Origin of the sequence: Ancylobacter crimeensis, from assembly GCF_023016805.1 — a bacterium.
In the GTDB taxonomy this organism is placed as follows: Bacteria; Pseudomonadota; Alphaproteobacteria; order Rhizobiales; family Xanthobacteraceae; genus Ancylobacter; species Ancylobacter crimeensis.
In genome coordinates, this window is record NZ_JALKCH010000004.1 from 298,611 (window position 1) to 312,478 (window position 13,868).

Annotated in this window: 12 protein-coding genes; 6 read left to right on the top strand and 6 right to left on the bottom strand. The window is 66.1% G+C overall.

Annotation, left to right across the window (positions count from 1 at the left end):
- Positions 1 to 99 precede the first annotated feature (99 nt).
- From rpoD to mbfA, 3 genes are all read left to right on the top strand, one after another.
- Positions 100 to 2,097, top strand: coding sequence for an RNA polymerase sigma factor RpoD (rpoD, locus tag MWN34_RS07610; RefSeq protein ID WP_247028181.1), 1,998 nt, complete (start codon positions 100 to 102; stop codon positions 2,095 to 2,097).
- Between the two features lie 170 nt (positions 2,098 to 2,267).
- Positions 2,268 to 2,567, top strand: coding sequence for a hypothetical protein (locus tag MWN34_RS07615; protein WP_247028183.1), 300 nt, complete (start codon positions 2,268 to 2,270; stop codon positions 2,565 to 2,567).
- 58 nt (positions 2,568 to 2,625) lie between these two features.
- Complete coding sequence (mbfA, locus tag MWN34_RS07620; protein WP_247028185.1) at positions 2,626 to 3,603, top strand: iron exporter MbfA; 978 nt, start codon at positions 2,626 to 2,628, stop codon at positions 3,601 to 3,603.
- Between the two features lie 9 nt (positions 3,604 to 3,612).
- Here mbfA and MWN34_RS07625 read toward each other — a convergent pair whose 3' ends face one another.
- Together MWN34_RS07625 and MWN34_RS07630 are read right to left on the bottom strand one after the other, a co-directional pair.
- Entirely contained in the window at positions 3,613 to 3,822 is a 210-nt protein-coding gene (locus tag MWN34_RS07625) for a DUF1328 domain-containing protein (RefSeq protein ID WP_247028187.1), read from the bottom strand.
- An 88-nt stretch (positions 3,823 to 3,910) separates the two neighbouring features.
- Entirely contained in the window at positions 3,911 to 5,176 is a 1,266-nt protein-coding gene (locus MWN34_RS07630; protein ID WP_247028189.1) for an MFS transporter, read from the bottom strand.
- Positions 5,177 to 5,300: 124 nt separating this feature from the next.
- Here MWN34_RS07630 and MWN34_RS07635 point away from each other — a divergent pair, with 124 nt between their 5' ends.
- Positions 5,301 to 6,203, top strand: coding sequence for an aldose 1-epimerase family protein (locus MWN34_RS07635; RefSeq protein ID WP_247028191.1), 903 nt, complete (start codon positions 5,301 to 5,303; stop codon positions 6,201 to 6,203).
- A gap of 296 nt (positions 6,204 to 6,499) precedes the next feature.
- On the opposite strand, the gene otsA is transcribed toward MWN34_RS07635, so the two are convergent.
- Genes otsA through otsB form a run of 3 tightly spaced genes read right to left on the bottom strand, consistent with a single transcriptional unit; the run spans position 6,500 to position 10,430 of the window.
- Positions 6,500 to 7,906, bottom strand: coding sequence for an alpha,alpha-trehalose-phosphate synthase (UDP-forming) (otsA, locus tag MWN34_RS07640; protein ID WP_247028193.1), 1,407 nt, complete (start codon positions 7,904 to 7,906; stop codon positions 6,500 to 6,502).
- Positions 7,891 to 9,687, bottom strand: a complete 1,797-nt coding sequence (locus MWN34_RS07645) for a glycoside hydrolase family 15 protein (RefSeq protein ID WP_247028195.1) — start codon at positions 9,685 to 9,687, stop codon at positions 7,891 to 7,893. The genes otsA and MWN34_RS07645 overlap by 16 nt, the downstream gene beginning before the upstream one ends.
- Entirely contained in the window at positions 9,684 to 10,430 is a 747-nt protein-coding gene (otsB, locus tag MWN34_RS07650) for a trehalose-phosphatase (RefSeq protein ID WP_247028196.1), read from the bottom strand. The genes MWN34_RS07645 and otsB overlap by 4 nt, the downstream gene beginning before the upstream one ends.
- A 373-nt stretch (positions 10,431 to 10,803) precedes the next feature.
- Here otsB and ettA point away from each other — a divergent pair, with 373 nt between their 5' ends.
- Both ettA and tam read left to right on the top strand, forming a co-directional pair.
- On the top strand, positions 10,804 to 12,459 hold the full coding sequence (gene ettA / locus MWN34_RS07655) for an energy-dependent translational throttle protein EttA (protein WP_247028198.1): 1,656 nt from the start codon (positions 10,804 to 10,806) through the stop codon (positions 12,457 to 12,459).
- Positions 12,460 to 12,596: 137 nt separating this feature from the next.
- Entirely contained in the window at positions 12,597 to 13,379 is a 783-nt protein-coding gene (gene tam, locus MWN34_RS07660; RefSeq protein WP_247028200.1) for a trans-aconitate 2-methyltransferase, read from the top strand.
- Between the two features lie 3 nt (positions 13,380 to 13,382).
- Here the strand turns inward: tam and MWN34_RS07665 are convergent, their stop codons facing one another.
- A complete protein-coding gene (locus tag MWN34_RS07665) occupies positions 13,383 to 13,862 on the bottom strand; it encodes a VOC family protein (protein ID WP_247028202.1) in 480 nt (159 codons plus the stop codon).
- Positions 13,863 to 13,868 lie beyond the last annotated feature (6 nt).

The following is a 13,868-nucleotide window of genomic DNA, read 5'->3' on the forward strand; positions in this document are numbered from 1 at the left end:
CGCGAATGTCTTTGGAAACAGTGTGCAGGCACGGTGCCGCACCCGCGGTTGCCGGAAGCGCGGGGTCGATGACGGATTCGGTGGTTGAGGAGCACACGCATGGCGAAGCAGGCGGCGGAAGCAACGGAAGCCCCGGAGAAGGATGGCGACACCCCGGACAGCCCGTTGCTCGATCTTTCGGATGCCGCCGTCCGCAAGATGATCAAGCTCGCCAAGAAGCGTGGCTATGTCACGTATGACGAGCTGAACGACGTCCTGCCCTCGAACGAGGTGTCCTCCGACCAGATCGAGGACATCTACGCGATGCTCAACGAGATGGGCATCAACGTGATCGAGGCCGAGGAAGCCGAGGCGGAAGAGCAGGCCGAGGAAGCCGGCGAGGCGGCGGACGAGGAAGAGGAGTCCGGCGGCGAGGTCGCGGAGGCCTCTCCGCGCGCGGTCATCCGGTCTGAGACCAAGTCCGAGCCAGGCGAGCGCACGGACGATCCGGTGCGCATGTATCTGCGCGAGATGGGCTCGGTCGAGCTGCTGTCCCGCGAGGGCGAGATCGCCATCGCCAAGCGCATCGAGGCCGGCCGCGAGGCGATGATCGCCGGTCTGTGCGAGAGCCCGCTGACCTTCCAGGCCATCATCATCTGGCGTGACGAACTCGTGGAGGGCAAGGTCCTCCTGCGCGACATCATCGACCTTGAAGCTACCTATGCCGGTCCCGAGGGCAAGAACGCCCCGCTGGTCGACGGCGGTGCGCTGGCACCGGAAGGTGACGAGGAGCGCGAACAGACCATCGGCGAGAGCATCGCGGCCGATGACGACGACGACATGGAGAACTCCCTGTCGCTCGCCGCGATGGAAGCCGAGATCAAGCCGAAGGTGCTGGAAACCTTCGACCGCGTCGCCGACGCTTATAAGCGCCTGCGCCGGCTGCAGGACCAGAACGTCGAATCCAAGCTGAAGAGCGAGAGCCTCTCGCCCTCGCAGGAGCGGCGCTACAAGAAGCTCAAGGACGACCTGATCCTCGACGTGAAGTCGTTGTCGCTGAACCAGGCGCGCATCGACAACCTCGTTGAGCAGCTCTACGACATCAACAAGCGCCTCGTTTCGCTCGAGGGCCGGCTGATGCGCCTTGCCGAGAGCTTCGGCGTCTCCCGCGAAGACTTCCTCAAGCAGTATCAGGGTTCCGAGCTCGATCCGAAATGGATCATGCGGGTGAAGAACCTCGCTTCGCGCGGTTGGAAGGGCTTTGTCGGGCAAGAGCTGGACGCCATTCGCGACCTGCGGTCCGAGATCCACTCGCTCGCAACCGAGACGGGGCTGGAAATCCAGGAATTCCGCAAGATCGTCCAGATGGTGCAGAAGGGCGAGAGAGAAGCCCGGCAGGCGAAGAAGGAAATGGTGGAGGCCAATCTGCGCCTCGTCATTTCCATCGCCAAGAAATACACCAACCGCGGCCTGCAGTTCCTCGATCTCATCCAGGAAGGCAATATCGGCCTGATGAAGGCGGTCGACAAATTCGAGTACCGCCGCGGCTACAAGTTCTCGACCTATGCGACCTGGTGGATTCGGCAGGCGATCACCCGCTCGATCGCCGACCAGGCCCGCACCATCCGCATCCCGGTGCACATGATCGAGACGATCAACAAGATCGTGCGCACCTCGCGGCAGATGCTCCACGAGATCGGCCGCGAGCCGACCCCGGAGGAACTGTCCGAGAAGCTCGGGATGCCGCTGGAAAAGGTGCGCAAGGTCCTGAAGATCGCCAAGGAGCCGATCTCGCTCGAAACCCCGATTGGCGACGAGGAAGACAGCCACCTCGGCGACTTCATCGAGGACAAGAACGCGATCCTGCCCATCGACGCCGCGATCCAGTCCAATCTGCGCGAGACCACCACCCGCGTGCTGGCTTCGCTCACCCCGCGTGAGGAACGCGTGCTGCGCATGCGCTTCGGCATCGGCATGAACACCGACCACACGCTGGAAGAGGTCGGCCAGCAGTTCTCGGTGACGCGCGAGCGCATCCGCCAGATCGAAGCCAAGGCGCTGCGCAAGCTCAAGCACCCCAGCCGCTCGCGCAAGCTGCGCAGCTTCCTCGACAACTGACGGGGCGGGGCGTGACGCCGAACCGTTCGCCTCGCGTCGGGCAGGACAGACAAACGAAAAGCGCCCGGAAGCGGGCGCTTTTTTCGTTCGAGACGATTTCCCAGCCGCTCGCCTCGCGCCGGGTCTTCCTTGGCCGCCTTGCCGGGTCGATCGTGGCGTGGTGCGTCCTCATGCTGTTCGGGCTGGTCATCGGCATGGCCGGCTACAGCTATTACGAGGGCATGGGCTTTTCCGATTCCTACCTGAATGCGGCGATGATCCTGTCCGGCATGGGTCCGGTGGGCGAATTGAAGACCACCGGCGGCAAGCTCTTCGCCGGCTCCTACGCCATCTTCTCCGGCCTCGTCATCGTGATCGCGACCGGCGTCGTGCTGGCGCCCATCGTTCATCACGTGCTCCACGCCTTCCATGTCGAAACCGAGGACGACGACAAGGACATCGAAGAGCCGGGCGACAAAGGGTCGACGTGAACGGGTCGGCGCGACAAGTGTGGTTGGCTCTTGTTTTTATTTATTCTAAAGTTTGGCCATGTTTGGCTTTCTCCACCATCGCCGTCGCTTTTCCGAGCTTTCCGAAGCTGAGATCCTCGCGCTCGCCATTTCCTCCGAGGAGGATGACGAGCGCATTTATGCGACTTATGCGGAGCGGCTGCGTCTGGACTATCCCGACACGGCGGCGATCTTCGACGCCATGGCGAAGGAGGAGGATGGCCACCGGCGCCAGCTCATCGACCTCTATGCCCGGCGTTTCGGCGCCGTCATCCCGCTGATCCGGCGCGAGCATGTGGCAGGCTTCTATGGCCGCCGACCGGTGTGGCTCGTGGAGAATCTCGGGATCGAGCGCATCCGGCAGGAAGCGGCGAAGATGGAGGATGACGCGACCCGCTTCTATCTCCACGCGGCGCAGGCGACGGGCGATCCGGAAACGCGCAAGCTGCTGGGCGACCTTGCCGCGGCCGAGCGCGTTCATCTCGTCACCGCTGAGACGCTGGAGGCCCGCCACGCCGGCACCCCGGCGCGCGAAGTCGAGGATGCCAGGGCGCGGCGGCAATTCGTGCTCACCTGGGTGCAGCCCGGCCTCGCCGGCCTGATGGACGGCTCGGTCTCGACGCTGGCGCCGATTTTCGCCACGGCTTTCGCGACGCAGGATTCCCGCACCACCCTCACGGTCGGCCTCGCGGCGGCGGTGGGTGCGGGCATTTCCATGGGCTTTACCGAGGCGGCCCATGATGACGGCGTCATTTCCGGGCGCGGCTCGCCTTTGAAGCGGGGGCTGGCGGAAGGGGTAATGACGACGCTGGGCGGCCTTGGCCACGCCTTGCCCTATCTCATCTCCGATTTCTGGACCGCGACGGCCATCGCCGGCCTCGTGGTGTTTGTGGAGCTTTGGGCGATTGCGTGGATTCAGAACCGCTACATGCAGACCCCTTTCCTGCGTGCAGTCGTCCAGGTCGTGATCGGCGGCGCGCTCGTGCTGGCCGCGGGGGTTCTGATCGGCGGGGCGTGAGCCCCGTGCTCAGGCGAGCAGCAGGCGCGCCTGAACGAGCAGCGAGGTGGTCATCGCCCGGTCGACGAGAAGGGCGAACAGAACGAGGCCAAGGAAGGCCAGAAACAGAACGCCGAACAGGATAAGCGAGATCCGGCGTGCGATCGTGGAGACGTTGGTGAGCCCTATGGCGCCGGCAAGAAGCGAGATGACGAGAAAGAACAGGGCGTATTTCAACATGCGCAAGATCCGTTATGCCGTGTTTTGTCCGCCAATAACGACCTCGCGCTAGGGTCGTTCCAAGCCATTTCAAGGGGTATGGCTGTATTCAGGATCCCGACAAGGGCGCCGGGCCGGCGGGGGGCGCCTCCATGCGCGTTTCCGGCTCCGGCACGCCCACCATGCCGACTGGCGCGGCGGGCGCCATCTCTGGCGCCACGGTCTTGGCGGAACGCTCGCGGCGCAGGTTCCACAGCACGAAGCACATGAACGAGGCATGGCACGCCGCCGTGAACAAGAACAGCGTGCCCGGTCCATAGTGGGCCATGGTTACCGAGGCGACCGAGGGGCCGGCGATCGAGCCGATGCCATAGGCCAGCAGCACGCCGGCCGCCGTCTCCACCGCTTCCTGCGGCGGAGTGCGGTCATAGGCATGGGCGGCGGTCAGCGAATAGGCGGGCAGCGCCAGGCTGCCGAACAGCGCACCGAGAATGCAGAGCAGCGTCAGTCCGGTCACGCTCGCGGGAACGAGGCCCAGCGCCAGCCCCGCCAGCGCGGCGCCACCCAGAAGGCCGGACAGCATGATGCGCCGGTCCATCCTGTCGGAGAAGCGGCCAATCGGCCATTGCGCCAGCGCGCCCGCCGCGACGACCGCGCTCATGAACGTCGCCGCGCCGTCGGCGGTCAGTCCTCGCCCGATGCCGAAGATCGGTCCCAGCGACCAGAGCGAGCCGTTGGTCAGGCCGATGATGAAGCAGCCGACCATCGCCACTGGCGCGGCCTTCAGCAGCCGCATCGGCCGGATGCGCGCCGCCTCGATGGGGGAGGGCTGGCCGGCCTTGGTGATGGTGACCGGCAGCATGGCGAGGGCGAACAGCATAGTGGCGAGCGCAAAGGGCTCGAAACCTTTCACCGGGTACACCGTTACCAGCATCTGCCCGACGGTGAGGGCCACATAGTCGACCATCACGTAAACCGACATCACCAGGCCGCGGGTCTTGTTGGTGGCGCGGTCGTTCAGCCAGCTTTCGATGACGAGATAGAGCCCGGCAAAGCAGAAGCCGGTGATGGTGCGCAGCACGAACCACACCACCGGCTCGAAGAAGATGGCGTGGGCCAGCATCGCAGCGATCGCGCCGGCGGTCAGGGCGGCGAAGGAGCGGATATGTCCGGCGCGCCGCACGAGCCGCGGCACGATGAGGCAGCCGGCCACGAAGCCGAGATAGTAGGACGAGCCCAGAATACCGAGATTGACCGCGCTGAACCCTTCATAGGCGCCGCGCAACGGCAGCAGCGTGCCTTGCAGGCCACTGCCCGAGACGAGGAAGAACACGCCGAGCAGGAGGGATGCGACGGGTCCGAGGGTCTGGGCCATGGCGGGAACCGGGAAGGGACGACGGGGAGAATTGGTCGAGAAAAGTGGCAGGACGCCGGATGCGCGGCGCCATCGGATCGGTTAGACCTCAACTCGGGCAGAGTCGAGACAGGTGGGGCTGCGCATGTCGGAAAAGCCGGTCGTATTGAAGTCGGAGCATCTCACCGCGGAGATCGCGCCGCTCGGCGCCGAATTGCAGCGCCTGACCGATGCGGATGGCCGCGACCTGCTCTGGGACGGAGGTGCTGCCTGGTGGACCGGGCGCGCGCCACTTCTCTTCCCGATCGTCGGCCGTCTGCCGGACGATGCGCTCGTGCATGACGGCGTCTCCTACCCGATGAAGCAGCACGGCTTTGCCCGCCGCCGCGCCTTCACTCTGCTCAGCGCCACCGCCAGCCGCGCGATCTATCGACTGACCGAGGACGAGGAGACGCTGAAGCAGTATCCATTCCCCTTCGGCCTCTACATCTCCTACACCTTGCTGGATGCGACGCTGGCGATCGAGGCGCGGGTGCACAATCCCGGCACCGCCCGGCTGCCGGTGAGCTTCGGCTTCCATCCCGCCTTCCGCTGGCCGCTGCCCTATGGCGGCACGCCGGAAGAGCACACGATCCGCTTTGAGAAGCCCGAGGTGGCACCGATCCATCGCCCGGTCGACGGCCTCCTGTCCCGCTACACCGAGCCGAGCCCGGCGATGGGCGGGGGGATTACGCTCGATGATCCTGCCCTGTTCGAACGCGATGCGCTGATCTTCGACCAGATCCGCTCGCACCATGTGCGCTACGGCGTGCCGGGGCAGCCGGGGCTGGAGATCGCCTTTGCCGGCATGCCGCAATTCGCGCTGTGGTCGAAGCCGGGCGCGCCCTTCATCTGCCTCGAGCCGTGGTTCGGCTATGCGACGCCGGAAGGCGACACCCGTCCCTTCGCCGAGAAGCCGGGGCTCATCCAGGTGCAGCCGGGCAATGAGGTGCGCTTTGCAATGCAGGTGCGCTGGCTTCCCGATGTGGGACGGGACATCGGTCCCTGAGCGCGATTGGCCTCTCGCTAATCTTGCCCGGCGATTGGGCTTGGTCGCGCGCACGGACCGTCATCGTGCTGGCGCCAGCGGGCCGCGAGCACCTTGAGAAAAATCGCCGACCAAGCGCCCCATTTCCGAGCAGAAGCAAGGGAATGGGGCGGTTCAAGGATAGGGGTTCGGAGATTAAGGTCCAGCGGCAACCTATTCGGGCCGCATCATGACGCGAAACGGGGACAGCCCTTCAAAGACCGCTGTTCAGCGCCAACCCCTATCTGCGACGGCAGATGCGCAGGGCGGGGCATGGCTCATGCGCGACTCTCCGGTCCGGCGATCGCGGCGTCGGCTTCCGTGCCGAGATCGCGGAGGAAGTGTGCGCACCAGGCGTGGATGGTGTTGCGGCTGACGGGCTCCATATTGGCGCGCCAGCGCTCGATCCGTTCCTCTTTCGGCATGCGCAGCGCCGCGTCCATGGCTTCCGCCATGCCCTCGATGTCGTAGGGGTTCACGAGCAGCGCGCCCGTCAACTCGTCCGCTGCCCCGGCAAAGCGGGACAGCACCAGCACGCCGGGATCCTCCGGATTTTGCGCGGCGACATATTCCTTGGCGACGAGATTCATGCCGTCGCGCAGCGGGGTCACGAGGCCGACCCTCGCATGGCGGTAGAGCGTCGCCAGCGTGTTGCGCGGAAACACCTTGTTGAGATAGCGCAGCGGCACCCAGTCGAACTCGGCGAAGCGGCCATTGATGCGGCCGCCCGATTCCTCGAGCTCCCGGCGCAGGATCTGGTATTCCGAGACCTCGCCGCGACTGACCGGCGCGACCTGCATCATGGTGACGTGCGAGCGATGCTCGGGCCAGCGCTCGAGCAGATTGTCGAAGGCGGCGAACTTGTTGGGCAGGCCCTTGGAATAGTCTAGCCGGTCCACGCCCACCGCCAGCGTGCGCCCGGCGAGGCTGGCGCGCAGGCGGCGCATGTCCTCGCTGCGTTGGGCGTGCGTCGCATCCTTCACGAACATCTCGGTGTCGATACCGATGGGGTAGGCGGCGACGCGAAAGCGCCGGTTCTTAAGGCCCACAATGCCGCCGGGCCCGATCCAGCCCCGCGCCTCGGAGGAGATGTAGGTGAGGAGCGCGCGCACATCGTGCTCGGTCTGTAGCCCGACGAGGTCGTATTGTGAGAGGTCCTGCACCAGCGCGGCATGGGAGGGCAGGGTGTAGAACACCTCCGGGGTCGGCCAGGGAATGTGGTGAAAATAGCCGATCCGCCCGGTAAAGCCGAGGGCGCGCAATTCGCTGGCCAGCGGGATGAAGTGGTAGTCGTGCACCCACACCACGTCGTCCGGCTTCAGCAGCGGCATCAGCGAGGCGGCGAAGGTGACATTGACGCGCCGGTATCCCTCCCAGTCGGAGCGCCGCACGCTGAGCAGGCCGAGCCGGTAATGGCAGAGGGGCCAGAGCGTGCCGTTGGCATAGCCGGCATAATGGGCGCGCTGGTCGTCGGGATCGAGCGTCTGCAGCGCATAGGTGACGCGCCCGGAGCGGACGATCTTCGGCGCGGCCGGTGCGTCGACGGCGGTTTCCCCGCTCCATCCGAACCACAGGCCGCCCTGTTCGCTGAGGGCTTCGCGCAGGGCGACGGCCAGTCCTCCCGCCTTGGCGGCCCTTTCCTTCGGAGAGGCCACCCGGTTCGAGACGATTACGAGCCGCGCCAAAATGCTTCCTCCCAACTCTTCGACAGCCGCATGGCCGTGTCGATCAGCCCCACCATGGAATAGGTCTGCGGAATGTTGCCCCACAGCTCCAGCGTCTTGTTGTCGATGTCCTCCGACAGCAGGCCGGCGCCGTTGCGCCGGTCGAGCAGGCTGCCGAACATCTCCCGCGCCTCGCCGCGCCGCCCGATCAGGTCGAGCGCGCCGGCGTACCAGAAGGAACAGATGGTGAAGGAGGTCTCGGGCAGGCCGAAATCGTCCTCCGCCGCATAGCGCATCAGATAGCCGTTGCGCTTCAGCTCATGGCCGATCGTGTCCACCGTGCAGATGTAGCGCGGGTCGTCCGGCCGCACGAAGCCGAGTTCGGCCAGCAGCAGCAGGCTGGCGTCGAGCTGGCCGTCCTGGTCGGCGTCGACGAAGGTGTTGAGCTTCTCGTTCCAGGCGAAGGAGAGGATGCGCGCGCGGATCTTGTTGGCTTCCTCGGACCAGAACCGGGCGCGATCCTCAAGATTCAGCACACGGGCGATGCGGGCCAGCCGGTCGCAGGCGGCCCAGCTCATCACCGAGGAGAAGGTGTGCACGCGCCGCTTGCCGCGCAGCTCCCACAACCCGGCATCCGGCTCGAAGGCGTATTCGATGGCTCGCGCCCCGACGCCTTCCAAAAGGTGGAACAGCGAGAGCCCGCCCCGCTGCGGCAGGCGATGGTCGAAGAACATCTGCGCCGCGGCGAGGATGACATGGCCATAGCCGTCATTCTGGACCTGTTCGGCCGCCTGGTTGCCCACTCGCACCGGCCCCATGCCGCGATAGCCTTGCAGGCTTTCGGCGAAATGCTCGTCGAGCGGGGTGCCGGGCACGATGGAATAGACCGGCGCCAGCCGACCGCTCGGTTCGGAAGCGATGATGGTGGTGAGGTAGCGGATGAAGTCTTCCATCGTCCGCGTCGCGCCGAGCTGGTTCAGGGCGCGCACGGTGAAATAGGAATCGCGCAGCCAGCAGTGCCGGTAGTCCCAGTTGCGGATCGAGTGCGGTGCCTCGGGAATCGAGGTGGTGAGCGCGGCGACGATGCCACCCGTCTCCTCATAGGCGCAGAGCTTCAGCGAGATGGCGGCGCGGATGACCGCGTCCTGCCATTCGAACGGGATCGAAAGATAGCGCACCCACTCATACCAATAGTCGCGCGTCTTCTCCTCGAAGCTGCGGGTGGTCTCGGTGATGCCGGAGGCGAAGGGTTCGTCCGGGCCGATGACGACGACACCGGCGCGGTCGAGCACGAAGGGCCGTTCCTCGGCGATATAGACGATCGGCAGGTCGGTGGTGGCGCGCATGGCGAAGTCGTCGCCGGAAAAGCGCATGTGGTTGGAGCCCCGCACCGGGCGGGGCGACTGGCTGCCCCAGCCGAATTGCGGGCGCAGCCGCACGGTGATGCGGCAGGTGCCGGCCAGCGGCTCGATGCGGCGCACCAGCATGGCGGGGCGATAGATGCGGTCATAGAGCTTGAAGCGCGGCGCGAAGTCGGTGATGCGCAGCTTGGCGCCCGCGTCGTTCTCGATCACCGTCTCGATGATCGCGGTGTTCTCGATATAGCGACGACGGGAGCGGGTCTGTCCCTCCAGCACCACGTCGAAGAAACCGCCGGCAGGCTCGTCGCCGCCGAGCAGGCTGGAGAAGACCGGGTCGCCATTGATCCGCGGCCAGCAGCACCACGAGATGCGGCCGGCGCGGTCGATGAGGGCGGCGATGGTTCCGTTGCCGATGGCGGCGAGATCGAGATCCGCACTCACGAGGCCGCTTGCTCCAGAAGCTTGGGGACACGATTGAGGAAGGCGCGCACCTCGATGGGTGCGGCCAGGCGATAATCGGCCTGCTGGGTCGCCCGCGGGCCGACCGCGACGGCGAAACCGCCGAGGCGCCGCGCTTCGCGGAAGCCGTCCTCGTCGGTCACGTCGTCGCCGAAGAACAGCGGCTTGCGACCGGCGAAGATGGCGGTCCTCATCAGCTCGGCGACCGCGGTGCCCTTGTCCCGCCCGCTCTGGCGCACCTCGATGACGAAGCGCCCGCGCAGGAACTCGACATCGGGGCCCATCGACAGGCCGACCTGCGTCACGCGCTCCATAATCGCATCGCCGAATTCCGGCACGGCGCGGAAATGCACCGCCAGCGACAACGGTTTGTGCTCGATATAGACGCCGGGCCAGGAGGCGAGCTCGGTCTTTAGCCGCTCTTCCAGCGGCGCCCGCCATTTCGGCATGGGGATCGGCACCACCGGCGCATCGGGGGCCAGCCGGATCTCGGCGCCGTGCTGGCCGGAGGCGGGCAGACGCACCGGCTCGAAATGAGAGTCCATCCACGCGATGGTGCGGCCGGAAATCAGTGCCACGGCGCCCCCGAGCGCCGTCTGGGCGGCGGCGAGGCGCTGGGGCAGGTCGTTGGGAATGCTCACTCCTTCGGGATGGTCGGCGTGCTCGATGAGCGTGCCGTCGATGTCGAAGAAAAGGGCCCAATCGGGCTGGGGAGGAGGGAGCATAAGGGGTCCTGTTCGTAAACGCGCCGCCTCGCGCATGGCCGGAAAAGGCGGCGCCATGACGATACGGCACGCCCGCCCCGGTATCACGATGCGGCACGTGATAACGGCCTATGCGCCGCTTGGTTCCCTTCCAATGTCGCAGCGCGGCGAAAAACCCGTGCCGCGTCGAATCCGGCACCGCGGGAAACCGGCCTTTCGGGAGAGGAACGGGCGCGGCTTCTGCCGCCCGCGGGCGTCCCGGACCTTGCCCCGTGCCGGGTGCGCGTTTACATAGCGGCCAACCCATTGCCCGCCGCGCACCCGCCCCGCCGCCTGCTGGCGGTAAAGGCTTCGCGCGGGGCCCCGCTCACGGCTCAGATCAGGTTCGGCACGTATGGCTTCCTATCAGTACGTCTATCACATGCACGGCATGACCAAGGCCTATCCGGGCGGCAAGAAGGTGCTGGAGAACATCCACCTCTCCTTCTACCCGACCGCCAAGATCGGCATCCTCGGTCCCAACGGCTCGGGCAAGTCGACCCTGCTCAAGATCATGGCCGGCATCGACAAGGATTTCTCCGGCGAAGCCTGGGTCGCGGAAGGCGCGCGCGTCGGCTACCTGCCGCAGGAGCCGCAGCTCGATCCCGCTTTGTCGGTGCGCGAGAACGTGATGCTCGGCGTCGCCAAGCAGAAGGCGATCCTCGACCGCTACAACGAACTCGCCATGAATTATTCGGACGAGACCGCGGATGAGATGACCGCGCTCCAGGACGAGATCGAAGGGCAGGGGCTCTGGGATCTCGACAGCAAGATCGACCAGGCGATGGACGCCCTCGGCTGCCCGGAGGAAGGTTCCGACGTCGCGAGGCTCTCGGGCGGCGAGCGCCGCCGCGTCGCGCTGTGCCAGCTCCTGCTCTCGCAGCCGGAACTGCTGCTGCTCGACGAGCCGACCAACCATCTCGACGCCGAGACCACCAACTGGCTGGAAGGTCATCTGCGGAACTATCCGGGCGCGATCCTGATCGTCACCCATGACCGCTACTTCCTCGACAACGTGACCGGCTGGATCCTCGAGCTCGATCGCGGCCGCGGCATTCCCTATGAGGGCAATTATTCCTCCTGGCTGAGCCAGAAGACCAAGCGGATGCAGCAGGAGAACCGCGAGGACGAGGCCCGCCAGCGCGCGCTCGCCTCCGAGCAGGAATGGATCGCGGCCTCCCCCAAGGCCCGGCAGGCCAAGAACAAGGCGCGTATCCAGCGCTATGAAGACCTGGTGAAGAAGGCCTCCGAGAAGGGCCCGACCACCGCCCAGATCGTCATTCCCGTCTCCGAGCGGCTCGGCCAGAACGTCATCGAGTTCAAGGGTCTCACCAAGTCGTTCAACGACCGCCTGCTGATCGACGATTTGTCCTTCAAGCTGCCGCCGGGCGGCATCGTCGGCGTCATCGGGCCGAACGGCGCGGGCAAGACCACGCTGTTCCGCATGATCAACGGGCTGGAGACGCCCGACGCCGGCACCATCACCATCGGCGACAGCGTGAAGCTCGGCTATGTCGACCAGAATCGCGACGCGCTGGACGACAAGAAGACCGTCTGGGAGGAGATTTCCGGCGGCAACGAGATCCTCTATCTCGGCAAGCGCGAGATCAATTCGCGGGCCTATTGCGGCGCTTTCAACTTCAAGGGTGGCGACCAGCAGAAGAAGGTCGGCATGCTTTCGGGCGGCGAGCGCAACCGCGTCCACCTCGCCCGCATCCTGCAGCAGGGCGCCAATGTCCTGCTGCTCGACGAGCCGACCAACGATCTCGACGTCGAAACCCTGCGCGCGCTTGAAGAGGCGCTGGAGGATTTCGCGGGCTGCGCGGTCATCATCTCGCATGACCGCTTCTTCCTCGACCGCATCGCCACCCACATCCTCGCCTACGAGGATGAGGGCCATGTCGAATGGTTCGAAGGCAATTTCCACGACTATGAGGAAGACAAGAAGCGTCGCCTCGGCGTCGATGCCATCATCCCGCACCGGATGAAGCACAAGAAGCTTACCCGCTGAGGCTGCCTTTCATCGACGATCCCTGCAAACGGCGCGGGTCAGCCCCGCGCCGTTTTCCGTCGCACCGCCGCAGGGGCACCCCTTGGCGGTCCAACGTGCCTCCGGCATGGTCCCCCACTCGAACGAGGAGGGACGCGATGAACGCAAAGACCGGCACCGAGGACTGGAACCCCGGCCTCTACCTCACCTTCGCCGACGAACGCACGCGGCCCTCGCGCGACCTGCTCGCGCAGGTGCCGCTTACCGCGCCGCGTCGCATCGTCGATATCGGCTGCGGGCCGGGCAATTCCACCGGGCTTCTGGTGCAGCGCTGGCCGCAGGCGCAGACGCAAGGCATCGATTCCTCACCGGCCATGATCGAGGAGGCGGCCCGCACCCTGCCGGGGGTACGGTTCGAGGTTGCGGATGTCGCGACATGGCAACCCGAACCCGACACCGACCTGCTTTTCGCCAACGCGGTTTTCCAGTGGCTGCCCGAGCATCCCGCCATCCTGCAGCGGCTCCTTCAGGCCCTGCCGGAAGGGGGCGTGCTGGCGGTGCAGATGCCGGATAATCTGACCGAGCCCACCCATCGGCTGATGCGCGAAACCGCCGCGGACGGGCCGTGGGCGCAGAAGCTCCGGAGCGCCGCGCGCGCCCCGCTTCCCCCGGTCAGCAGCTATTACGACCTGCTGGCCCCGTACGCCCGGCATGTCGACATCTGGCATACCTTCTACAACCACCCGCTGGACGGGCCCGAGGCGGTGGTCGAATGGGTGAAGGCGACAGGCCTTCGCCCCTTCCTCGCCCCACTCGATGCCGGGGAGCGCACCGCCTTCCTTTCCGCCTATACCGCGCGGATCGCGGACGCCTATCCCCGGCGGGTCGACGGCAAGGTGCTGCTGCGCTTTCCGCGGCTGTTCATGGTGGCCGTGCGGTAGACGTCACCCCTCGAAGGCCCTCTCCAGCGCGGCGAGGTCGATCCTGCGCATGGAGCCCATCGCCTTCATCACCCGCCCCGTGGTCGCGGCGTCGGCGCCCACCAGCCTTTCGACGATGTGCATGGCGTTGACCTGCCAGACCGTGCCGTAGCGGTCCTTCAGCCAGCCGCAGGGTTGCTCCGTGCCGCCTTCGCCGAGCGTCTCCCAGTAATGGTCGATCTCGGCCTGCGTCGCGCAGTCGATGAGGAACGAGGTCGCCTCGCTCATCTGGAAGATCGGCCCGCCATTGATCGCGCCGAAGGACTGGCCGTCGAGTTCGAGGTTGATGCCCATCACCCGGCGGGGTGACTGTCCGTCATGCTCGGCATAATGCGACATGCCGGTGATGCGGGCGTTCGGGAACACCGAGCAGTAGAACCGCACGGCCTCCTCGGCATTGCCGTCGAACCAGAGATAGGGAGTGATCGCGTTCTTCGCGCCCATGGCGTT